The organism is Janthinobacterium sp. BJB301 (assembly GCF_002735685.1).
GTDB classification, from domain to species: domain Bacteria; phylum Pseudomonadota; class Gammaproteobacteria; order Burkholderiales; family Burkholderiaceae_D; genus Janthinobacterium; species Janthinobacterium lividum.
Map to the genome: position 1 here is coordinate 464,279 of NZ_PDZJ01000003.1, position 20,700 is coordinate 484,978.

Here is a 20,700-nt window from a genome sequence, read left to right on the forward strand (position 1 = left end):
GACCTGCCGCGATTGTACCCCTGGCTATTGTTTAATAATACAGATACACAGGAATTTTTTATAGCCAGCCGGAACGCTTGAACAAGTAATACATATAACCGCAGACACAGCTCATCACTGCCACGGCGGCCGGGTAGCCATAATGCCAGTCCAGCTCCGGCATGAACTTGAAGTTCATGCCCCAGATGCCGGCAAACGCCGTGAACACGGCGAAAATAGCGGCCCAGGCCGCCAATTGCTTGTTCACTTCGCTCTCGTCGATGGCCACCATCGACAGATTCACCTGAATCGCCGTGCTGATCGTGTCACGGATGGTGTCGAGCGTGCCGTTGATGCGCGCCAGATGGTCATGCACGTCACGGAAATACTCCTGGGTATCGTGGCACAGCGGCGGCACGCGGCCGCCATGCAGCTTGCCCACCGCTTCCATCAGGGGCGCCACCACGTGGCGCAAGACCATCACCTTGCGCTTCAATTGATACAGGCGTTCGATATTGTCGCGCTCGGTGCCACGGTCGAAGATGCGGTCCTCGATCAGTTCCAGCTCCGATTCCAGCGCGTCGAGCACGGGAAAGTAACGGTCGACGACGGCGTCCATCAGCGCGTACAGCACGAAGGCCGAGCCCTGGCGCAGCAGATGCGGTTCGCGCTCGGCGCGCGCTCGGACGCCAAGGAACCCTTGCGAGCTGTTGCTGCGCGACGAAAGCACGTAATTGGCGCCCACGAAAATGTCGACTTCGCCCAGCACCAGTTCGTTCTCGACCATTTCCACGGTTTTCACGACGGCAAACAGGGAATCGCCATATTCCTCGATCTTCGGGCGCTGGTGACCCCGTTGCGCGTCTTCCACCGCCAGTTCGTGCAGGCAAAACTCGTGCTGCATCTGTTTCAGCTCGTCCGGCGTAGCGTCGAGCAGGGCTACCCAGACGAAGCAATCGGGGCGCTCGACGTAGTCGCTGATATCGTCGATCGGCAAGTCGGCCAGTTTTTTGCCATCCTGGTAGGCCACGCAGTTTATGAGCATGCTATTCCACAGTTCAAGTTAACACCGGACGAAACAGTCCGGCAGGCGCCAGCTTACCTTATCGCCTGCTGTGGGTGTTGTGGCGTGCAAGGAACACCGCAAGAAAAAGCGGACGGGGGAGCCCCCGTCCGGCAAGACGTCAATCGTCCTTGGCGCCGTCGATGCCCAGTTCGGATATCTTGCGGGTGATGGTGTTGCGGCCGATGCCCAGGCGCACGGCGGCATCGTTCTTGCGCCCGTGCGTATGCTTGAGCGCCGTCTTGATCAGGGCCGACTCGAACTGGCGTCCCAGCACGGCCATGACTTCCTGCTGCCCCGCGCCCAGCATGCCGGCCGCCTGCAATTCCAGTAAACCAATCCAGCCCGGCGGCGCGCCGTTGGCGGGTGCGGCCGCCTCGAAGACCTGGCCGCCATGCGGATGAGCCACGGCCGCCGGCGCAGCTTCGCCCGCCGCCGCGGTGGCCGCGCCATCGCCCTGCCCCTGCGTCAATTCCAGCGGCAAGTCCTTGATTTCCACCGTCTGGCCCGGCGCCATGACGGTGATCCAGTTGCACAGGTTTTCCAGCTGGCGCACATTGCCGGGCAAATCCAGGCTGCTGAGAAACTGCATCGTCGGCTCGCTCATGCGCTTGGCTTCCACGCCCAGCTGGCGCGCGCTTTGCACCAGGAAGTGGCGCACCAGGATGGGGATATCCTCGCGCCGCTCCCTCAAACTGGGCAGGCGCAGGCGGATCACGTTCAGGCGGTGATACAAGTCTTCGCGGAACAGGCCGTCGCGCACGCGCTGCTCGAGATTCTGGTGCGTGGCGGTAATGACGCGCACGTTCGCCTTCATGGGCTGATGGCCGCCGACGCGGTAGAAATGGCCGTCGGACAGCACGCGCAGCAAGCGCGTCTGCAGGTCGAACGGCATGTCGCCGATTTCATCGAGGAACAAAGTGCCGTTCTCGGCTTGCTCAAAGCGGCCCCGGCGCGTCGTCTGCGCGCCCGTAAATGCACCGCGTTCATGGCCAAACAGTTCGGACTCCAGCAAATCCTTCGGGATCGCCGCCGTGTTCAGGGCAATGAACGGTTGCGCCGCGCGCGGGCTGTGCTTGTGCAGCGCGCGCGCCACGAGTTCCTTGCCGGAACCGGATTCGCCCGTGATCAGCACGGTCACATTCGATTGCGACAGGCGGCCGATGGCGCGGAAGACTTCCTGCATGGCCGGCGCCTGGCCGAGGATTTCCGGCGTTTCCGACGGGCCCGATTCGACGCTGGTCTCGCGCAGGCTTTCTTCCAGCGCGCGGCGGATCAGCTCGACGGCCTTGTCGATATCGAAAGGTTTCGCCAGGTATTCGAAGGCGCCGCCCTGGAAGGCTGCGACGGCCGAATCGAGGTCGGAAAAGGCCGTGATGATGATGACCGGCAAGCCGGGAAAACGCGACTTGACCGTCTGCAGCAATTCCAGGCCGGATGCGCCCGGCATGCGGATATCGGACACGAGCACTTGCGGCGTGTCAAATTCCAGTGCGGCGATGGCGTCGCGCGCATTGGCAAAACTCTTGGTGGCGAGATTTTCCCGCGCCAGGGCTTTTTCCAGCACCCAGCGGATTGATTCGTCGTCGTCAACTATCCAGATTGGCTTCATTAGTGTGTGCGTCCCGCAATGGATTTCATGGGTGGGATACCTCCTCGCTTATGGCAAGGGTAGAACGATCCTGAAATCGGTGTATCCAGGCCGGCTTTCGCACTCGATCACGCCCAGGTGCTGTTGCACGAAGGTTTGCGCCAAGGTCAGTCCCAACCCGCTGCCGCCTTCCCTGCCCGACACCAGCGGGTAGAAAATCCGGTCGCGGATCTGGGGTGCGATGCCCGGTCCATTGTCAATGATATGCAAGTCTAATGCCAGGCCGTAACGGACCTTGGCCAGGGTCACCTGGCGCGCCACGCGCGTCTTGAAAATCAGCTCCGCATCGCCCGCCTCGATGCGCTCGGCCAGGGCTTGCGCTGCGTTGTGCGCGATGTTGAGCACGGTTTGTATCAATTGTTCCTTGTCGCCGCGAAACTCGGGGATCGAGGCATCGTAATCGCGCGAAATAGTCAAGCCACTGGGAAATTCGGCCAGGATCAGGCTGCGCACGCGCTCGCACACTTCGTGGATATTCACGTCGCCCACGATATGCGGGCGGCGGTGCGGCGCCAGCAGGCGGTCGACCAGGGTTTGCAGGCGGTCCGCTTCCTTGATGATGACTTGCGTGTATTCGCGCAGCTCGCTCAGGTGCAGGGCCGGCAATTCCAGCTCCAGCAGCTGGGCCGCGCCGCGGATGCCGCCCAGCGGGTTCTTGATTTCATGCGCCAGGTTGCGGATCAGCTCCTTGTTGACCTGGCTCTGGTCGAGGATGCGCTCCTCGCGGTCGAGCTTTAGCTGCTGCACGTTTTCGCGCAGCTCGATCAGCACGCCGTCGCGCGGCGCGTCGAGCGCGCTGATGATGCTGTGCACGCGCAGCGGTTCGCGCCCCAGGCGTTCCAGGCTCAGGTCCTGCCGCAAGTCGGAAAATTTATGTTCGAGCGCCTGCGCGCAAATACCGGACAGCTCGTCGGGATTGAGGAACAGCGCCGTCAGCTTTTGCCGCGACAGGGCTTTCAATGAGCTTTCCAGCAGGTTTTCCGCCGCCGCGTTGGCATAGCTGATGCGGCCGTCGCCATCGAGCAGGATCACGGCTGAAGCGAGCAAATCAAGGCCGGCCAGGTGGGCGGGACGGCTGGAATGGTTGTCTGGTGTCATGTGCTTTACCGAATATTCGCGATCTCGCGTTTCAGGGCCTCGACGTTCTGCTGTGTTCGGCTAATGTTGTCCTTCAACTGCGCCACCCGTTCCTGGTATTTCGCATAGTTGCGCTCATTGCCCTGGCGCTCGGGCTGGCCGTCGTTGAATTCCAGGCGCTGTGCCGCCAGTTTCAGTTCTTCGCTGCGCAATTCGTCCTGCAGGATCTGGCGCCGGTCCAGGTCGCGCGCGCGCTGCTCGGCGCCATCGACCTTGGGAAACGCGCCGGCGGCAGGCGCCGCCGTGGCCGCCGCCTGCATGGCGGGCCGGGCAGGCGCGCCGGCCAGCGGCGCCGTCTTGCGTGGAGGCTCCGTCATGGCGCCCGGTAAATCGAGCAGCTGGCAATGCGCGCCAGCCCGCTTGTCCGTGTACGTCTTGTGTCCCTGCGCATCGGCGCAGACATACAGCTGCCCGTGCGCCTGTGCTGCCGCGCCCAGCAATCCTGCCATCAGCGCCATTCTGTAATGCTTGGTCAATCTTCACTCCTGTCGGCACATGCCGCATCGTTCCTGGGCCGACTATACAACACCGCACGATCACCGCCTTGGCGTACTGCATAAAAAAAACGCGGGCAAGACCATCGCCTCACCCGCGTTTTTATTCACTACCGGCACATTGCCGGCATGGCGCCATTATAGCGAGTAGTACATGTCGAACTCGGCAGGATGCGTGGTCATGCGCATGCGCTGTACGTCCTGCATTTTCAGTTCCAGGTAAGCGTCGATCATCGAATCGCTGAACACGCCGCCACGGGTCAGGAACTCGCGGTCCTTGTCCAGTGCGTCCAGAGCTTCTTCCAGCGAAGCGCACACGGTCGGGATCAGTGCGTCTTCTTCCGGCGGCAGATGGTACAGATCTTTCGAGGCGGCTTCGCCCGGATGGATCTTGTTGGCAACGCCGTCCAGGCCAGCCATCAGCAGTGCGGCGAAGCACAGGTACGGGTTCGCCAGTGGGTCCGGGAAGCGCGCTTCGACGCGGCGGCCTTTTGGATTGGCCACGTGCGGGATGCGGATCGAGGCGGAACGGTTTTTCGCCGAGTACGCCAGTTTCACTGGGGCTTCGTAGCCTGGTACCAGGCGCTTGTACGAGTTGGTGCCCGGATTCGTGATCGCGTTCAGTGCCTTGGCGTGCTTGATGATGCCGCCGATGTAGTACAGGGCGAAATCGGACAGGCCGGCATAGCCGTCGCCAGCGAACAGGTTTTTGCCATCTTTCCATACGGATTGATGCACGTGCATGCCCGAACCGTTGTCGCCAACGATAGGTTTCGGCATGAAGGTGGCGGTCTTGCCATAGCTGTGCGCCACGTTCCACACCACGTATTTCAGGTTTTGCGTCCAGTCGGCGCGCTCGACCAGGGTCGAGAACTTGGTGCCGATTTCATTTTGGCCGGCGCCGGCCACTTCGTGATGATGTACCTCAACCGGGATGCCCAGCGATTCCAGGATCAGGCACATTTCCGAACGCATGTCCTGGAAGCTGTCCACTGGTGGCACCGGGAAGTAGCCGCCCTTGACGGTAGGACGGTGGCCGCTGTTGCCGCCTTCGATGTCCTTGCCGGTCGACCACGAACCTTCGTCCGAACCGATCTTGACGAAGCAGCCCGACATGTCGATCTTCCAGCGCACGCTGTCGAAGATGAAGAATTCCGGCTCAGGGCCGAAGTAGGCGGTGTCGCCCATGCCCGACGATTTCAGGTAGGCTTCGGCGCGTTTCGCGATCGAGCGCGGGTCGCGGTCATAGCCCTTGCCGTCCGACGGTTCGATCACGTCGCACTGCATGAACAAGGTCGTTTCTTCCATGAACGGGTCGATATTGGCCGTGTTTGGATCCGGCAGCAAGATCATGTCGGACGCTTCAATGCCTTTCCAGCCAGCGATCGAAGAACCGTCAAAGGCGTGGCCCGACTCGAATTTGTCCATGTCGAAGTGCGACACGGGAACCGTCACGTGCTGCTCTTTACCACGGGTATCAGCAAAGCGGAAATCAACGAATTTGACTTCGTTTTCTTCTACCATCTTCAAGACTTCTGCGGCTGTCATTGCCATGCGTATCTCCTAAATGAATGTGGGGTGAGCCGACCTTAGTGCGTCTGGGCTGATGAAGCGAAGCAAACATTGCGTGCCACCAAAACTCATAAGGATCATAGCAGATTCCATGCCAGCTCCAGGAGCCCCCTGGTGCCGGCAACAAAATTACTGCCATCCCAGTGAAAGTTTCATGCCCGCGATTTTCCTGCTGCGTTTGCGTCAAATCAAGAATGCACTATGCAAGTGCAAAAAACGAATAACGCACCATTATCGTGCATTTTGTATGAATTTCTGCAAAATGCCTCGTTGTGGTGCAAAGACTGTGCACCATGGTTTCCCGTTTGCGGGGCGCGGACGGCGCACTATAATCGTACACACCTGCCCACTTTCATCGAGGACGCCATGACTACCGCCGCCGACATCCTGACCACCGCCCGCAGCCGGGCCAATGAAGGCACGCCGTATGCCGGTGCCGTCACGCCGCAGGAAGCGTATGACCTGCTGCAACGCGACGCTGCCGCCAAGCTCATCGATGTACGCACGAATGCCGAGCGCGACTGGGTCGGCCGGGTCGACATCGCCGATACCCAGCATGGTGCGGTGCAGTGGGCCACCTACCCGGGTGGCGTGCCGAATCCCGATTTCCTCGCGCAACTGGCCGCCCAGGCCGGCAAGGATGAGGTACTGCTGTTCCTGTGCCGTTCCGGCGTGCGTTCGCGCCATGCCGCCAAGCTGGCGACCGAGCACGGCTACATGAACTGCTTCGACATCCTCGAAGGCTTCGAGGGCGACAAGGACGCCGATGGCCACCGCAAGCAGATCGGCGGCTGGTGCAAGGCGGGGTTGCCGTGGCTGGGCGCCTGACACTGGCAGCCGAATTATCTGAACAGTGTTTGATCTGGTGGGCTACCATGCGGTCCGCCATCGGCTACAACCATCCATGCGCGCCCGATTTTTCAAGAGCGGCGCAGATTTACCTTGCGAATATGTACCTTATATAGTACAACGTAGGGGTGCGTCATGGATGCTTCCGGCTTGCGGCAGATTACCCTGCTGTTCTATGCGAACGGCAATGGCGGCGAACCCGTGCGCGACTGGCTCAAATCCTTACCCATCGAAGAACGTCATGTGATCGGACAAGACTTGATGCATGCGCAATGGCGCTGGCGCGTGGGCATGCCCCTGTGCCGCCACTTGGGGCACGGTGTGTCAGAAGTGCGCAGCAGCTTGCCCGGCAACCGCATCGCGCGCGTGCTGATCTGCCATCACGGCGATTGCCTGGTGGCGCTGCACGGCTTTATCAAGAAAACCCGCGCCACGCCGGACGACGATCTGGCGCTGGCTCGCAAACGCCACAAGGAACTGACATGAACGCCACCGCTCCCCACCTCGGCAGCAGTCTCGACGACTTCCTCAAGGAAGAAGGCATCTTTGAGCAAACGCAAACCCGTGCCATCAAGGAAGTGATCGCCTGGCAACTGACGAAGGCCATGCAGGAACAATCGCTGTCGAAGACGCGCATGGCGGCCCTGCTGCAGACGAGCCGTTCGCAACTCGACCGCCTGCTCGACCCCAGCAGCGACGTGACCCTCTCCACCCTGGAGCGGGCCGCCGCGCTGGTAGGGCGCAAGCTGTCGATCACCCTCGTTTAAGCGGGTTCAACGTTCAGGCCGGATCGCCCACCTCGGGCGCCGGATACTCTCCCATCAGGGTCAGGATGCGCTTGCGCACGAAATTGATGTGGCTGCGCAAGCCATACAGGCCGTCCGCAAACGACAGCGGAATCGAGATCTGGTTGACCATTTCCTCGATCTGGTCCAGCCGTTGCAATTGCGCCGCGTAGACTTGTGCGCGCTGCGCTTCCGGCACGTCTTCCAGCGCCTGCTCGACCGTGCGCAGCTGGCCGTACCAGCGGTACACGCGCGAGCGGATGCGCCACACGTACAGGGGCGGCACCACGCGCGACAGGGGCAGGATCAAGGCGCCCAGCGCCACCACCAGCACCCACATGCGGTCGAAGAAATTGGCCAGCCAGAAACTCATGTAGCGCTGCAGCACAGGCGCGCCATCCTTGTAGAATTTCAGCGCTTCCGGCGCGACGGGAATCTCCGTGTAGCGCGCGGATGGGAACTGCCCCTGCTGCTGAAACCAGCCCGTGCCGCCGTGAATGCCGGCCGCCGCCTGCACGAACAGGTCTACCAGGGCAGGATGCAAGTCTTCGCGCGCGACCAAAGTGGCGGTCGGCGCGATCAGGTGATAATCCTGCGCGGGAATGTTCTGCCCCAGGTCGACGATACCGCGCGGCAAGACGACGTGCGTGAGGAAAGGCAGGCGCCGCGTGTACGCTTCCGCCTGTGAAAAGTCAAACAGCTTGATGCCCGGCGTTTGCAGCAGCATCTGGATCAGCGGCGCTTCCGGCGCCGAGCTGAACACGAGACCGTCGATGCGCCCTTCCAGCAGCTCCACCGTGGCAGGCGTGTTCTGCAAGTCGCTCACCGTCAAGTCCTTGGCTTCGACGCCATTTACGGACAGCAACTGGCGGAACAGGCCGGGCACGCCCGTGCCTTCCGGCCCCAGGTTGATCTTCATGCCCTTCAGTTGCGTCAGCTCCGTCACGGCCTTGTCTTCGCGCAAGAACAGCCAGACGGGTTCCGTAAACAGGCTGCCCAGGGAAATCAAGCCATGGCGCTCGGCATCGTCGTGTTCCGTCGAGCCGCTTTGCACAAAGGCAATATCGGTCTTGCCCGCGTTCAGGCGCTGCAGGTTTTCCTGCGAACCCAGCGACGGTTGCAAGGTCACCTTGATGCCGTGCTTGGCCAGGGTGGCCGCATATTTCTTGCCGAATTCTTCGTAGGCGCTATTGTCCTGCCCCGTCGACAGGCTCACCTGGCGTGGCGGCGCGGGGTCGACCAGCCAGTAAGCGAGCGCGCAAAACGCGCCGACCAGCAGCAAGGTGGGACCGGCGGTGGCGAGGAAGTCGCGCACGGAAAAACGGCTGAACGCGAGGATTTTGGACATGTGGTGGCGCATAGGTTTCATGGGTGGCTACGATGCCAAGAAAAGCCCAACTATGCAAGGCACTTTCACATGCGCGGCGTGGCCAATTCGGCTACAGTTCTGGATCGCCCACCTGCCTATGGAGTCCCGCATGCTGAAAATTCTTGGAAAAGCCGCTTCGATCAATGTCCGTAAAGTCTTGTGGACGTGCGAGGAACTCGACCTGCCGTATGAACGCGAAGACTGGGGCAGCGGCTTTCGCAGCACGGACGACCCGGCCTTTCTGGCCTTGAACCCGAACGCCATGGTGCCCGTGCTGCTCGATGGCGACCTGGTGCTGTGGGAATCGAACACGATTTGCCGCTACTTGTGCGCCCAGGCGGGCCGCGACGACTTGCTGCCGAGTAATCCGCGTGCCCGCGCGGAAGTGGAAAAATGGATGGACTGGCAAATGGGTGATTTGAACAACAGCTGGCGCTACGCCTTCATGTCGCTGGTGCGCCACAGCCCGGCCCACCAGGATGCGGCGCAACTGGCGGCCGGTATTGCCGGATGGAACAAGATGATGGGCGTGCTGGAACAGCAGTTGCAGCGCACGGGCGCCTTCGTCTGCGGCGAAGCATTCACCCTGGCCGATATCGTGCTGGGCCTGTCCGTCAAGCGCTGGCTGATGGCGCCCATGCAGCGTCCCGACTATCCAGCCATCGCCGTCTACCATGCGCGCCTGGAAGATAAAACCGCCGTATTTGCCGGCTAATCGAGTTCGATTGCCTCGACCGTGCCGCCAATGACATAGCAATCGCCATCGCGGCGCACTTCGTCCAGTGTAGCCGGGTCATCGTGCGCATACGTGCCGTCGATATCGACGCACCAGACATCGCCGAAACGCAGCAACTTCACGCCGCAGCAGATGCGGTTGATGAAGTTGCCCGGCGTCCTGACCAGTACTTCCCGCACTTCTCCCACCGTGATGGCGACTTTGCGCCAGACATTGCCTTCCAGCCCATGATTTCTTGCGTACAAGACGATGCGCACGGCCTGCACGCCTTGGGGCTGGTACATCTGTTCCATCGACACCAGTGAGCCATCGTCAAAGCGGTGGTATTGCAGAAAAATCTGCTGCGTCTTGTCCAATTCCACTCCCCAAAAAAAACGCCGGCCTTGCGGGCCGGCGTTCACACAAGCCAGATACTTTTAATTCGTGCACTGCTTGGCCACGCCTTCGGCCGGCGCGGGCGCCTCGATCAGCGGCATCAAACTCGGCGCCAGGGACACCAGCAGTTGCACGGGCAAGGCGCTGGTGAAGTCATAGTTCTTCGATTCCGGTCCGCGCACATACGCCGTCATGCTGCCATAGAAGCGCTCGCCGATATTGAACACAAATGTCGCCGAGCGGTTCACATAGCGCGACTCGATCAGGCGGCCACCGGCGCCGTACACGTCGAAGCGCTGGTCACCCGTACCCGTCTTACCGCCCATCGGGATCGGCACGCCGTCGGCGCCGACAAACGCCGTCTTCGCCCGTTTCGCCGTACCGTCCGACACCACTTCGCGGATGGCCTTGGCCACTGCCTTGGCCACGTCCGGCGACAGCACTTGCTCCGCTTCCACCTTGCTGCCACGCTTGACCATGGTGTCGTATGGCGTATTGGCGGCGAAATGCATGGAATCGATGCGCACGCTCGGTTTGCGCACGCCATCGTTGATGATGATACCCATCAACTCGGCCAGTGCGGCGGGACGGTCGGCCGATGCGCCCAGGGTCGTCGCGTACGACGGCACGAGCGAGTCGAATGGATAGCCCATCTTCTTCCACTGGCGGTGGATTTCCAGGAACCCTTCCACTTCCAGCAAGTTGGCGATGCGGCGGTCCTGCGCATGCTTGCGGTGCGTATTGAACAGCCATTTGTAGACTTCCTGGCGTTCCTTCTCGCTGGCCGCCACCATCTGCGACAGGGTGGAACCTTCGTGCTGGCGCAGATACGCCACCATCCACAGTTCCAGCGGATGCACATTGGCCAGGTAGCCACGGTCGGCCAGCGACCAGTTTTCCATCGCGTACTGCTGGTACATCTTGGCAACGCGTTCGGGCGGTACTTCGTTTTGCGACGTCAAGTTGGCATTGAGGAAATCGCCGAATTCCGCCACGGTCCCCTTCGGATTCACGGTGCGGAAGATATTCGCCAGGCGCACGGGGGTCGGGCGGATGCTGGCCAACAAAATCTTTTCCTGCTCGTCAACGCTCTTGCCGCGGTATTTCTGATAGAAGCGGTGCAGGAATTCACGCCCTTCCTTGTCGGCAAAACGGCTCAGGTACTGGGCCCGGCGCGGATCATCCGCATCCGCCAGCAGCGAGGCCGACGAATCGGGACGCGAAAACATGTAATAGCGGGCCACGTCGCGCATCAGGCGCACGAACACCAGGTTGGTCGACTGGCGCAGCGCCTGCTGCAAGGTCATGATGCGGCTGTCGTCGAGCTTGGAGAAGTTGCCGAAATGGTGCAAGCCGCCGCCCGTGAAGAAGCCTTCGCCCGGGTTGCCAGAATATTTGCGCTCCATGGCGGCCGCCAGCATGGCCGGCAGGTTGCGCGCCTCGCCGAGTGCCAACGGTTTCAGATAGGCAATCGCCCACTGCGACAGCATGTCCTTGGGATCGACGGCGATCTTATTCAGCTCGGCGGCGCCCATGCCGCTGTAGCGCTGGTGCAACTGGTCGATGATGTCCAGGTAGGTGACCAGGGTGCGCAGCTTGGCCGTGGAACCGAGGTCCAGCTTGGCGCCTTCGTTGATGTCGAGCGGCTGGTCGTAGTTATCCGTCTGCACGCGCAGCAAGTTGGCTTGATCGCCCTTTTGCAGCAGGGTAAAGCTGTAGACCACGTTGGCCGGGTCGCCATTGCCCAGCATGCCCTTGCCCGTCAGGCCGGCCGCTTTCGCCACTTCAGGATCGCGCAACTCGCGCAAGACCTTGGTAACGGCGTTTTGCGCCTGCGCGTCGAGCGTGCTGACCACTTTCAGGTCGAGGCGGTCGAGGTTGTACAAGCGCGGGTCGCCCAGCATGCTGGCCAGGTGATTGCGCACGGCATTCGAGGCCTTGCGCGTGACGAACGAGGTCGATGCTTCCGATTGCACGCCGGACGCCGTCGACGGACGCAGCTTCTCGGCGATGGCCGCATTGCGCAGCTGCGGCGAAATCACGCCCGCTTGCGCCAGCAGGCGCAGATGGCTGTTGGTCAATTCTTCCAGGTCGGCGCCACCGGCCACCAGGTAATGCGATGGACGGCGCTGCGCGATCAAGAGGCTCAGCGCCTGCTTGTAGGCCAGCGCGCTGCCCGGCTGGTCCATATTACCCTTGAGCAAAGTCTTCACTTCGGCAAATGGCCTGCCATACCAGACCCACATGCCGTCGCCAATGCCGTTGACTTCGCCAAAACCGCTCTTTGCCGACAGCGGCACGGTATTGAGGTAATTGACGACGATCTTGCGCCGCGCTTCCATGGTGTTTTCGCCATCCTGGTACGAGCGCAGGCTGGCCGAAATCATCTGCAGCAACTTGTCCTGCATGGAACTGGTGCGGCCGTCTTCCGAATGCCGGTATTTTTCAATTTGGGTAGCCAGAGTGCTGCCGCCGCCACTGCGATGGCCGCCGAACAGGTTCAGCGCCTTGTCGAGGACAGCCTTGCTCAGGCGGTCCCATTCCACGGCGGGATTGCGCTCGGGCGTGCCCGGGTCGAGCAATTCGCGGTTTTCGATGAACAGCAAGCTTTGCACGAGCGCGGGCGGCGCTTCGGCAAAGCCGTCGAACATGCGCTCGGGATAGCTGGCCGCGAACAGGGGCGCGGCGCGGCAATCGAGGATGGTCAGTCCGGCGCGGTTTTTCTCGTGGTACGTGGCAAAGATGCCCCGGTCGACCAATTGCACCATTTTCGGCGACATGCGCGCCTGCGCCGTCACTTCATAGTCGCGCGCATTGAGCTTGCTAATAAAATCCGGCAGGCTGGCATAGCCGAGCCGCTCGTCATACGGCCCGTGCTGCGGATAGCGGATGGCGCCCGCCGGTGCCGGGCCAGGCTCGACCTTGAACGCCAGTTGGCGGTCCAGGCGCGTGAAAAACTCCGCCTGCAGGGCCGAGGTGCGCACTTCGCGCATGACGAACCACGCCGCGCCGGCGATCAGCGCCAGCACGATGATGGCAAAGATGGGCCAGATGCGCGAACGGCGCTTCTTCGGCGGGCGCGCCGGCGGTGGTGCCTCGGCGCCCGTGTCGGAGAGTGGATCAGAGGGGGGCCGCTCTTGCGCGGCCAGATTGACGCCTGTGTCTTTCATGGGATGCTGGGGTAAGGTTGGGTTTGGACGGCGCGGGAAATGCGGTAGCGATACCGCTCCGCGCGGGATAAGAGCAGGGCCGGCCAGGGCCGGTCACGACAAAGCTTGCTTAACATGATGTCCATACCGGTGAATCAAAAAAACACGCTACTGCACAGGCAGGCAACCCCGCGTTTGACACGCCAGGCTCCTGTTCACCATTCCACCACATCGGCATGGGAACGACTGACGAGCGCACACAAAAATCTTGCTTCATTGAAGATTTTCGCAAAAAAACAACGTCTTGGAATGTGCGCTTGCGTACATAGATGCAAGGCGGGCTGAACGCCGGCGAAAAAGCCGCCGGCGCCGGGCTGGCTGCATGTCAGATGGTGGTGTATTCCGCTTGCAAGGTATCGAGCGCGGCGCACATCTGCGCGAAGGCGGCCTCTGCCTGCGCGGGCTCGCCCTTGACGCCCAGTTCGATATGCCGGCGCGTCTGCGCATCGCCCACGCTGGGCAGGCTGAACACCTTAATCAGCGGAAAATCTGTTTCCAGGCGCACCATCAGCGGCGTCAGCAGGGATTCGGCCGTTTCATACACGAGCAAGGCGTGTTCCGCATGCGGCACCTGGTTGAACAGGTGCGCATAATGCGTGTCGAGCACCCATTCGATCATGGGCCAGGACATGACGGGAAAGCCCGGCACGAAATAATGTTCGCGCACGGCAAAGCCTGCAATCTTGTTGTACGGATTCGGAATCAGCTCGGCGCCTTCGACAAATTCCGCCATTTTCAGGCGGTGCAGGTTTTCCGGCGAGTTCAAATCGGCCGGCACGCCCGCCTCTAGGCCCATTTCCGTGATGCGCTGCTGGATATTGACCTTGCCCTGCGGATGCAGCACCAGCGGCAAGCCCAGCGCATCGGCCGCCGCCTGGCGCGTATGGTCATCCGGCGTGGCGCCGATGCCGCCAAAGCTGAAGACGATGTCGCCGCTGGCAAAGCTGCGCTTGAGCAAGGCGACCAGGCGGGCCGGCTCGTCGCCCACGTATTCCGCCCAGCTCAGCTGCAAGCCCCGTGCCTTGAGCATGCTCACTACTTTCGGGAAATGCTGGTCCGTGCGCTTGCCCGACAGGATTTCGTCGCCGATGATGATCAATCCGATAGCCATGAAGCTCCCTCGTAGAATTCGATAAAAATACTCAGGCGTCTGCCGGCGCCACGTCGGTCATGCCGCGTACGCCCCGCAAACGCGACAGTGCTTCCAGGCAGTAATACTGGAACCACAGGCCCGTGAAGATAAAGATCAGCACATACAGCCAGATGGCGAACGCCGCCAGGAAGGGGAAGAACACCACCGACATCGCGCCGCCCATCCACAGCAAGCCCGGCACGGCGCCGGCCGCGCCGGACACCATGCCGATGGCCAGCAGGGGCCAGCGCTGCGTGCGCATGATGGCGTGGCGCTCTTCTGCGCTGGCGTAGTCGGCCATGGCGTCATACGCCATCACGCGGTAGGTCAGCCAGCCCCACAGCACGGCTTGTCCCGCCAGCGCGGCCGGCGGAAACGCGTACAGGGGCAGCAGGATGACCCAGGCGATGATGAACAGCAAAAAGGTGGCCAGGGACGTCCCCACGCTGCCCAGCAGGCTGCCGCCATGTTTCTTTTCCAGCTCAGGAAAGTGCCGACCGCCGATATGGCGGCCAATGGCCGGCATGGCGAACAGGCCCATGAAGATCAGCGCCGTCAGGATCATCAGCGGCAGCAGCATGAACATGGCGATCAACGGCACGATCACGGCCTTCAGCACGCCCAGGCCAAAGGTGGACAGCACCTGCCCGCTGGTGCGGAAGAAATCGTACTGCGTAAACAGCGCATGCAGGCTGTCGATCAGCGGCTGCAAGCCCACGTACAGCAGTCCGCCCCACAGCACCAGCGACAGGATGAACGGCGCCACGCTCAGCAGCAATATCCTGCCGTGCAATTGCGACAGGAAAGCACGGCCATACGAATTCAACACATTACGCATCAATGGCGTCCTTTTCGTTTAATTCTTGCAAATTCCACCATGCGGCGCAGGCCCAGCCATTGCTGTTGCCAGAAGCCGTGGCCATAGCTGCGCCCCGGCCGGCCCATGCCCTTGCTATCGATACGGGCCAGCTGGTCGCGCACGCCCGTGCGCGCATAGCCGGCCGAGAAATTCGCGGTGCCCAGCAGCATATCCCAAATCGGCAAGACCACGCCGAAGTTGCAACCGCCCATGCTGCCCTTGCCTTTCGACTCGTGCCCCACGCCGATCGCGTGATGCGTGCGGTGGAAACGGGGCGAGATCAGCAGCCGCTCGCCGATGCGGCCGAAGTGTATCCTCACATTCGCGTGCTGCAAGCTTTGCAGGATGCGCGAAATCGACACCAGCAGCACATACTGGCCCGGCGGCACACCGATACCGAGCGCCACCAGGGCCATCACCACGTCGCGCAGGAAGTCATCGAGCAGGTGGTTGCGGTCATCGCTCCACAAGTTCATGTTTTGCTGGCTGTGATGCAGGCTGTGCAAGCCCCACCACCAGCCGAAATGGTGCGAGGCCCGGTGGTAGCAATAGTCGACGAAGTCCAGTATCACAAAATAAATGATAAAACTGAGCAAGGGACTGATGCCGGGCAACAGCGATTCCAGGTTCAGGGGATGAATATTGTCGAAACGCAAGGCGCCCGCCAATGCATCCATCAGCGGATCGAGCGTGAAAAAGACCACGACAGAAAACAGGCCGATGCGGTGCAGCACGGTGTAGATAAAATCGTTCCAGCGGGCGCGCGGGTCGGTGATCTTTTGCGCGGGAATCAAGGCTTCAAGCGGGCGCAGCACGAGAAACAACAGCACCAGTTCGCACAGGCCGATCAGCAGCCACTCCGTGCCCTCGAACGCTTCTTCCGTGAATTCGCCAAAGCCCAGGTGATACACGAGGGGGTTCACGATGGTCTGGAACAGCCAGCCTTGCGCCACGCCAAAGGCGTCGACGACGGCGTCGATGACGGGAGTGACGTGGCCGAGGATGTCGGCGGCGATCATGGCTGGCCCTTCTTCTGCGCGTAGGCAGGATGCTCGCGCAGGGTGGCAAAGCAGAACCCTTTGTCTTGCAAGCCGGAAATTAAGGCGTCCAGGTTGGCGGGCGCCCACGCATCCTTGCGCGACCAGATGCCCATATGCGAAATGAAAATATCGCCGCTGCGCAAGTTCGCCAGCGCTTTTTTCAGCAACATGGCATTCGGATACTTGTCGCTGGGCAGCTCATCGCCGGAATACCCCGCAGGCGCCCAGCCCGCATGCTGGTAGCCGCAGGCGCTGCCGGCCGCCAGGGTGCGCGGCGACGTGTAGCCGCCCGGCGCACGCCAGAATGGGTCGAGCTTGTGCCCGGTCAATTCCTGGAAGCGCGTATCGACGCGGCGCAATTCCTCGCAGAACTGTTTATCCGTGAACGACGCCAGCTTGCCGCCGTCCTTGCCGAACTGGGGCTTGACCTGGATCAAACCGTTGGCCAGATCCTTCTTCCAGTACACATGGTCAAACGTATGCGTGCCGAACGCATGGCCTTCGGCGACCCGGGCTTTCCAGTACGGTGCCCACGAGGCATCGAGCGAATAATCGCCGCGCGTGGTCTTTTCATTGGCCAGGAAGAAGGTTGCCTTCACATGGCGTTGATTCAGCACGTCGGCGATCAGTTGCGCTTGCGACTGGCTGCCCGTGTCGAAGGTCATGTAGATGGTGCCCTTGCAGGCGGCCGGGGCAACAGGTGCGGCGGCCTGCGCGGGCGACAGCATGGCGCTGGCGCACAACAGCATGGCGGGCACGTGGCACGCGGGAATCAGACGTTTCATCAGCACACCCGCCATCACATGCGCGGCGAGTGGGTGGCGAAATACACGCCATGGGGCGAGCGGCCCACCGGTATGGTCTTGATGACCTTGCGCGTCGTCAGGTCGATCACGGCCACTTTCTTGATCCAGCGCAGGGTCACCCACATGGTCTTGCCATCGGGCGTGATTTCCATGCAGTCCGGGCCGCCCGGCACATTGATGGTGCCCACGTTTTCCAGGGTTTTCTGGTCGATGATGTTGATCGTGTTCGACACGCGGTTCGAGACGAACGTCATGCGGTTGTCCCCCAGCGCACGGAAATTATGCGTGCCGGCGCCCGCCTTGATGCGCTTGACGGTCTTTTGCGTGCGCCAGTCGATCACTTCCACGTAATCGCTGCCCATGATGCCAACCAGCAAATGCTTGCCATCGGGCGTCATCGTGATGCCGGCTGGCGCCGGGCCGACGGGCATGGTCCATTTCACGGTTTGCGTGGCCAGGTCGATGGCGCTGACCTGGTTGCTGCCCTGCTGCGTGATGAAAGCCATGGTGCTGTCAGCCGTGAACGCCATGTGGCTGGGCAACTTCGGCAGCGGGATGCGCTTGGCCAGGGTCAGGTTCTTGCCGTCGTAGCGGTACAGGTCGATGCGGTCCAGGCGCAGCGAATTCGAAATGAACCACTTCTGGTCCGGCGAAAAGCCGATCTGGTAAGGATCGAGGATATTGCTGATGCGGCGCTGGATCTGGCCCGAGACAGGGTCGAGGAAAATCAGCTCGTTGCCGACGGAACTGGCGACGATCAGCGACTTGCCATCCGGCGTTTCCATCAGATGGTGCGGTTCCTTGCCGACAGCAAAGGTAGACAGGGGAGCATAGGTTTTCTGGTCCAGCAGTTGCACCGTAGCATCACGGGAATTGAGCACCACCACCACTTCGGCTTGCGCCGTCGATATTGCGGAAACCAGGCACAGCGAGGAAAAAACAAGGCGGCATAGACTGCGGAACATGGAAGAAATCACTGTTAAATACAAAACATGCATTTTACGTGGAACACTGTATTTATTGTGTTAAATCCCCCCTTAAATGCGACCGGCAGCCACACATCGTCGTAATTTCTGGTTTTTCCCTGCGGCGGGCCTGGAATGGCGCTTTGCAACTCATTGCTCTACAATCTGAAGCTTTCATCGCCTACACAAGGATTATCATGACCACCACCACTACCGCTTCCGGCCTGCAATACATCGATACCACCGTTGGCGAAGGCGCTGAAGCGCAAGCTGGCAACAATGTTGTCGTGCATTACACGGGCTGGCTGCAAAACGACGACGGCAGCGCCGGCGCGAAATTTGACTCGAGCAAGGACCGCAACGATCCATTCGAATTCCCGCTGGGCGCCGGCCGCGTCATTCAAGGCTGGGATGAAGGCGTGCAAGGCATGAAAGTGGGCGGCAAGCGCCAGCTGATCATCCCTGCAGCACTGGGCTATGGCGCACGCGGCGCCGGCGGCGTGATTCCACCGAACGCCACCCTGATTTTCGACGTCGAACTGCTGGGCGTATAAGAACAGACTCCGCAGCGCGCAAGCGACTGTACCAGGCGCCGCCCCTGTTCACTCAGCGGCGGCGTTTTTGTTTTGAGTGTGTCCTCTAATGCACGGCGCGTTTTTTTCACTATGATGTCAGGCACTGCAGCACGCACGGTGGCCACTCCGCCGGGCCTGCCGCACTTTTCCAGCGATTCCATCAGCACACAGGAGCCATCATGAGTTTACAAGAGCAATTCGAACAAGCGCAGCTCGATTCCAAGACCCTGTCCGAGCGTCCGGACAATATGACCTTGTTGAAAATCTATGCCTTGTTCAAGCAAGCCTCGAGCGGCGACGCCACGGGCGAGCGTCCTGGCATGACCGACTTTGTCAACCGCGCCAAGTTCGACGCCTGGGCGGCCCTGGCCGGCACCTCGAAGGAAGAGGCGCAACAGCAATACATCGACCTGATCGAAGACTTGAAGGACTGATCTTCCCCTGCCCCGGCGCCTGCCGGGGCAGTATAATTTCTGCATGAACCCATCACCGCTTTCCCCAGTTTCGCTGGCCCACGCCGCCGACCTGCCCCGTTTGTTCGACGTCTGGCACCTGTCCGTACGCGCCACCCACGATTTTCTCGCCGACAGCGATATCGCCTTCCTGATGCCCTTCGTCCGCGATGAGCTGGCCAGGGTGACGGCAGCAAGCCTGCTGCACGTGCTGCGCGCCGATGACGGCGTCGCTCATGCCTTCCTGTGCGTCGAGCACGCCAAGATCGAGATGCTGTTCGTGCATCCCGACCGGCGCGGCAGCGGCGCCGGCCGCGCGCTGGTCCGGCATGCCCTCGCGGCCCTGGGCGCCACGGCCGTCGATGTCAACGAGCACAACGCGCAAGCGCACGGTTTTTACCGCCACCTGGGCTTTATCGAGGAAAACCGCTCGGAATGCGACCCGTTCGGCAAGCCTTTCCCCATTTTGCACCTGAAACTGGCCAAAATGGTCTAAAAACTCACCAAAAACCACCAAAACAGGCCGTTAACGCAAAAGTGGCTACCGAATCGGTAGCCACTTCTTTCAATGCCGGGTAGCGCGGAAACTTACTTCTTTGCCGCCGCCAGCGCTTGCGCGATCCAGCCATCAAATTTTTGCTGGTGGAACTTGATCCAGCCAGCCGTATGGCGGGCGATATCGGCCTGCGTGTTTTCGCCGCGGCGCATGCGCTCGTTCTGCGCATTGATGTCCGCCACGGGCAATTGCATCACTTCGAACAGCTTGGCCGCGGCCGGATTTTTCTCCGCCCAGGCCTTGTTCGACACGATGCGCGCCGTGTTGACGGCAAAACCGTAGTCGCTGCCATCGTCGAGGCGGGTATTCACCTTGTCCGGATTGGCCGAGAATGGCACTTTCAGCCAGACCACGTCCTTGCCCGGCACCAGCACGCCACTGACCCAGTACGGCGTCCACGTGTAATACAGGATGGACTCGCCACGCTTGTAGCGGCCCAGGGTATCGGCGATCAGGGCCGCATAGCTGCCCTGCACGTGCGTCACCGTCTCGCGTAATTTATACGCATCCATGTGGTTCTCGATCAGCGCTTCGCAGCCCCAGCCGGGGTTGCAACCCGTCAAGTCGGCCTTGCCATCGCCATCGTGGTCGAACAGCTTGGCCAGGGTGGGGTCGCGCAACTGGTCGATATTCGTGATGTTGTACTTCTCGGCCGTCGCCTTGTCGATCAGATAACCTTGTGCGGCAGGACCGGCGTATTGGCCCGTGCGCAACAGCTTGGCGTCGCCGCCAGCATTGTTATAGAAATCCTTGTGCATCGGATCCCAGTGCACGGCCATGAAGGTGGCGTCGCCGTTGGCGATGGCGATATGCGCGGTCGGATACTCCACTTCCTTAATCGGCTGCACTTCGTAGCCCAGCTTTTCCAGGGCCTTGTCGACCAGCATGGTCTGGAAGGTTTCTTCCGCGATCGAGCTTTGCAGCGGCTGCACCTTGACGCCCTTGCCGGGCAGCGCATCGGCGGCCACGGCCGGCGTCTGCGCCATGGCCAGGCTGGTGGTCAGGGCCAGGGCGGCGATCGCCAGGGCGGAAAACAGCTGGAACTTGCGTTGCGATTTTTGCGTCACTTTAAAATTGTCAATTTGATGCATGTGTA

21 protein-coding genes are annotated in these 20,700 nt (G+C 61.2%); 7 read left to right on the forward strand and 14 right to left on the reverse strand.

Annotated features, from left to right (window positions below; translation table 11 throughout):
• Positions 1-58 precede the first annotated feature (58 nt).
• The 5 genes from corA to glnA all read right to left on the reverse strand — a co-directional run bounded on the left by corA (position 59) and on the right by glnA (position 5,878).
• Positions 59-1,024 (reverse strand): magnesium/cobalt transporter CorA, encoded by a 966-nt coding sequence (gene corA, locus CSQ91_RS21385; RefSeq protein WP_034760218.1) that lies wholly within the window; start codon positions 1,022-1,024, stop codon positions 59-61.
• 139 nt (positions 1,025-1,163) lie between these two features.
• Positions 1,164-2,654 carry a nitrogen regulation protein NR(I) gene (gene ntrC / locus CSQ91_RS21390; RefSeq protein WP_034782485.1) on the reverse strand — a complete coding sequence of 497 codons (1,491 nt, stop codon included), beginning with the start codon at positions 2,652-2,654 and terminating at the stop codon, positions 1,164-1,166.
• Between the two features lie 48 nt (positions 2,655-2,702).
• Positions 2,703-3,791 carry a nitrogen regulation protein NR(II) gene (glnL, locus tag CSQ91_RS21395; RefSeq protein WP_034782484.1) on the reverse strand — a complete coding sequence of 363 codons (1,089 nt, stop codon included), beginning with the start codon at positions 3,789-3,791 and terminating at the stop codon, positions 2,703-2,705.
• A 5-nt stretch (positions 3,792-3,796) separates the two neighbouring features.
• Positions 3,797-4,306: a DUF4124 domain-containing protein gene (locus CSQ91_RS21400; RefSeq protein WP_306508870.1), complete on the reverse strand. Its 510-nt coding sequence runs from the start codon at positions 4,304-4,306 to the stop codon at positions 3,797-3,799.
• 156 nt (positions 4,307-4,462) lie between these two features.
• Positions 4,463-5,878: a type I glutamate--ammonia ligase gene (gene glnA, locus CSQ91_RS21405; RefSeq protein ID WP_029496182.1), complete on the reverse strand. Its 1,416-nt coding sequence runs from the start codon at positions 5,876-5,878 to the stop codon at positions 4,463-4,465.
• A gap of 384 nt (positions 5,879-6,262) precedes the next feature.
• Here glnA and CSQ91_RS21410 point away from each other — a divergent pair, with 384 nt between their 5' ends.
• The 3 genes from CSQ91_RS21410 (at position 6,263) to CSQ91_RS21420 (ending at position 7,512) form a co-directional block, all read left to right on the forward strand.
• Complete coding sequence (locus tag CSQ91_RS21410) at positions 6,263-6,724, forward strand: rhodanese-like domain-containing protein (RefSeq protein WP_099389540.1); 462 nt, start codon at positions 6,263-6,265, stop codon at positions 6,722-6,724.
• A gap of 156 nt (positions 6,725-6,880) precedes the next feature.
• On the forward strand, positions 6,881-7,231 hold the full coding sequence (locus CSQ91_RS21415; RefSeq protein ID WP_099389541.1) for a type II toxin-antitoxin system RelE/ParE family toxin: 351 nt from the start codon (positions 6,881-6,883) through the stop codon (positions 7,229-7,231).
• The gene (locus tag CSQ91_RS21420) at positions 7,228-7,512 is read left to right on the forward strand and encodes an XRE family transcriptional regulator (RefSeq protein WP_099389542.1); all 285 of its coding nucleotides are present in this window, start codon (positions 7,228-7,230) and stop codon (positions 7,510-7,512) included. The genes CSQ91_RS21415 and CSQ91_RS21420 overlap by 4 nt, the downstream gene beginning before the upstream one ends.
• Before the next feature lie 13 nt (positions 7,513-7,525).
• Here the strand turns inward: CSQ91_RS21420 and CSQ91_RS21425 are convergent, their stop codons facing one another.
• Complete coding sequence (locus CSQ91_RS21425; protein ID WP_099389636.1) at positions 7,526-8,878, reverse strand: TAXI family TRAP transporter solute-binding subunit; 1,353 nt, start codon at positions 8,876-8,878, stop codon at positions 7,526-7,528.
• A gap of 130 nt (positions 8,879-9,008) precedes the next feature.
• Between CSQ91_RS21425 and CSQ91_RS21430 the strand changes: the two genes are divergently transcribed.
• Complete coding sequence (locus tag CSQ91_RS21430) at positions 9,009-9,614, forward strand: glutathione S-transferase family protein (protein WP_099389543.1); 606 nt, start codon at positions 9,009-9,011, stop codon at positions 9,612-9,614.
• Here the strand turns inward: CSQ91_RS21430 and CSQ91_RS21435 are convergent.
• The 7 genes from CSQ91_RS21435 to CSQ91_RS21465 form a co-directional block, all read right to left on the reverse strand.
• Positions 9,611-9,991 carry a hypothetical protein gene (locus CSQ91_RS21435; protein WP_143451078.1) on the reverse strand — a complete coding sequence of 127 codons (381 nt, stop codon included), beginning with the start codon at positions 9,989-9,991 and terminating at the stop codon, positions 9,611-9,613. The genes CSQ91_RS21430 and CSQ91_RS21435 overlap by 4 nt on opposite strands.
• 60 nt (positions 9,992-10,051) lie before the next feature.
• Positions 10,052-13,180 carry a transglycosylase domain-containing protein gene (locus tag CSQ91_RS21440; RefSeq protein ID WP_034782477.1) on the reverse strand — a complete coding sequence of 1,043 codons (3,129 nt, stop codon included), beginning with the start codon at positions 13,178-13,180 and terminating at the stop codon, positions 10,052-10,054.
• A 364-nt stretch (positions 13,181-13,544) separates the two neighbouring features.
• Positions 13,545-14,330, reverse strand: coding sequence for a competence/damage-inducible protein A (locus CSQ91_RS21445; protein ID WP_034782476.1), 786 nt, complete (start codon positions 14,328-14,330; stop codon positions 13,545-13,547).
• Between the two features lie 31 nt (positions 14,331-14,361).
• Positions 14,362-15,189, reverse strand: coding sequence for an EI24 domain-containing protein (locus tag CSQ91_RS21450; RefSeq protein WP_099389545.1), 828 nt, complete (start codon positions 15,187-15,189; stop codon positions 14,362-14,364).
• Positions 15,189-16,229 carry a sterol desaturase family protein gene (locus CSQ91_RS21455; RefSeq protein WP_099389546.1) on the reverse strand — a complete coding sequence of 347 codons (1,041 nt, stop codon included), beginning with the start codon at positions 16,227-16,229 and terminating at the stop codon, positions 15,189-15,191. The genes CSQ91_RS21450 and CSQ91_RS21455 overlap by 1 nt, the downstream gene beginning before the upstream one ends.
• Positions 16,226-17,035, reverse strand: a complete 810-nt coding sequence (locus CSQ91_RS21460; protein ID WP_070281069.1) for a polysaccharide deacetylase family protein — start codon at positions 17,033-17,035, stop codon at positions 16,226-16,228. The genes CSQ91_RS21455 and CSQ91_RS21460 overlap by 4 nt, the downstream gene beginning before the upstream one ends.
• Before the next feature lie 14 nt (positions 17,036-17,049).
• Positions 17,050-18,021, reverse strand: coding sequence for a YVTN family beta-propeller repeat protein (locus CSQ91_RS21465; RefSeq protein ID WP_070260058.1), 972 nt, complete (start codon positions 18,019-18,021; stop codon positions 17,050-17,052).
• Between the two features lie 197 nt (positions 18,022-18,218).
• Between CSQ91_RS21465 and CSQ91_RS21470 the strand changes: the two genes are divergently transcribed.
• The 3 genes from CSQ91_RS21470 (at position 18,219) to CSQ91_RS21480 (ending at position 19,544) form a co-directional block, all read left to right on the forward strand.
• The gene (locus CSQ91_RS21470) at positions 18,219-18,575 is read left to right on the forward strand and encodes an FKBP-type peptidyl-prolyl cis-trans isomerase (protein WP_034782471.1); all 357 of its coding nucleotides are present in this window, start codon (positions 18,219-18,221) and stop codon (positions 18,573-18,575) included.
• Between the two features lie 200 nt (positions 18,576-18,775).
• Positions 18,776-19,030, forward strand: a complete 255-nt coding sequence (locus tag CSQ91_RS21475; RefSeq protein WP_034782468.1) for an acyl-CoA-binding protein — start codon at positions 18,776-18,778, stop codon at positions 19,028-19,030.
• A gap of 43 nt (positions 19,031-19,073) precedes the next feature.
• Positions 19,074-19,544 carry a GNAT family N-acetyltransferase gene (locus tag CSQ91_RS21480; protein WP_099389547.1) on the forward strand — a complete coding sequence of 157 codons (471 nt, stop codon included), beginning with the start codon at positions 19,074-19,076 and terminating at the stop codon, positions 19,542-19,544.
• A gap of 92 nt (positions 19,545-19,636) precedes the next feature.
• Here CSQ91_RS21480 and proX read toward each other — a convergent pair whose 3' ends face one another.
• The gene (gene proX, locus CSQ91_RS21485; protein ID WP_034782466.1) at positions 19,637-20,695 is read right to left on the reverse strand and encodes a glycine betaine/L-proline ABC transporter substrate-binding protein ProX; all 1,059 of its coding nucleotides are present in this window, start codon (positions 20,693-20,695) and stop codon (positions 19,637-19,639) included.
• Positions 20,696-20,700 lie beyond the last annotated feature (5 nt).

Bases quoted from the DNA above. Each gene is read 5' to 3' on its own strand.
- glnL (WP_034782484.1), bottom strand. From the start codon at position 3,791: ATGACACCAGACAACCATTCCAGCCGTCCCGCCCACCTGGCCGGCCTT.
- CSQ91_RS21455 (WP_099389546.1), bottom strand. From the start codon at position 16,229: ATGATCGCCGCCGACATCCTCGGCCACGTCACTCCCGTCATCGACGCC.
- CSQ91_RS21420 (WP_099389542.1), top strand. From the start codon at position 7,228: ATGAACGCCACCGCTCCCCACCTCGGCAGCAGTCTCGACGACTTCCTC.
- CSQ91_RS21480 (WP_099389547.1), top strand. From the start codon at position 19,074: ATGAACCCATCACCGCTTTCCCCAGTTTCGCTGGCCCACGCCGCCGAC.
- glnA (WP_029496182.1), bottom strand. From the start codon at position 5,878: ATGGCAATGACAGCCGCAGAAGTCTTGAAGATGGTAGAAGAAAACGAA.
- CSQ91_RS21425 (WP_099389636.1), bottom strand. From the start codon at position 8,878: ATGTCCAAAATCCTCGCGTTCAGCCGTTTTTCCGTGCGCGACTTCCTC.
- CSQ91_RS21445 (WP_034782476.1), bottom strand. From the start codon at position 14,330: ATGGCTATCGGATTGATCATCATCGGCGACGAAATCCTGTCGGGCAAG.
- CSQ91_RS21460 (WP_070281069.1), bottom strand. From the start codon at position 17,035: ATGAAACGTCTGATTCCCGCGTGCCACGTGCCCGCCATGCTGTTGTGC.
- corA (WP_034760218.1), bottom strand. From the start codon at position 1,024: ATGCTCATAAACTGCGTGGCCTACCAGGATGGCAAAAAACTGGCCGAC.
- CSQ91_RS21465 (WP_070260058.1), bottom strand. From the start codon at position 18,021: ATGTTCCGCAGTCTATGCCGCCTTGTTTTTTCCTCGCTGTGCCTGGTT.
- proX (WP_034782466.1), bottom strand. From the start codon at position 20,695: ATGCATCAAATTGACAATTTTAAAGTGACGCAAAAATCGCAACGCAAG.
- CSQ91_RS21470 (WP_034782471.1), top strand. From the start codon at position 18,219: ATGACCACCACCACTACCGCTTCCGGCCTGCAATACATCGATACCACC.
- CSQ91_RS21430 (WP_099389543.1), top strand. From the start codon at position 9,009: ATGCTGAAAATTCTTGGAAAAGCCGCTTCGATCAATGTCCGTAAAGTC.
- CSQ91_RS21440 (WP_034782477.1), bottom strand. From the start codon at position 13,180: ATGAAAGACACAGGCGTCAATCTGGCCGCGCAAGAGCGGCCCCCCTCT.
- CSQ91_RS21475 (WP_034782468.1), top strand. From the start codon at position 18,776: ATGAGTTTACAAGAGCAATTCGAACAAGCGCAGCTCGATTCCAAGACC.
- CSQ91_RS21410 (WP_099389540.1), top strand. From the start codon at position 6,263: ATGACTACCGCCGCCGACATCCTGACCACCGCCCGCAGCCGGGCCAAT.
- CSQ91_RS21450 (WP_099389545.1), bottom strand. From the start codon at position 15,189: ATGCGTAATGTGTTGAATTCGTATGGCCGTGCTTTCCTGTCGCAATTG.
- CSQ91_RS21415 (WP_099389541.1), top strand. From the start codon at position 6,881: ATGGATGCTTCCGGCTTGCGGCAGATTACCCTGCTGTTCTATGCGAAC.
- ntrC (WP_034782485.1), bottom strand. From the start codon at position 2,654: ATGAAGCCAATCTGGATAGTTGACGACGACGAATCAATCCGCTGGGTG.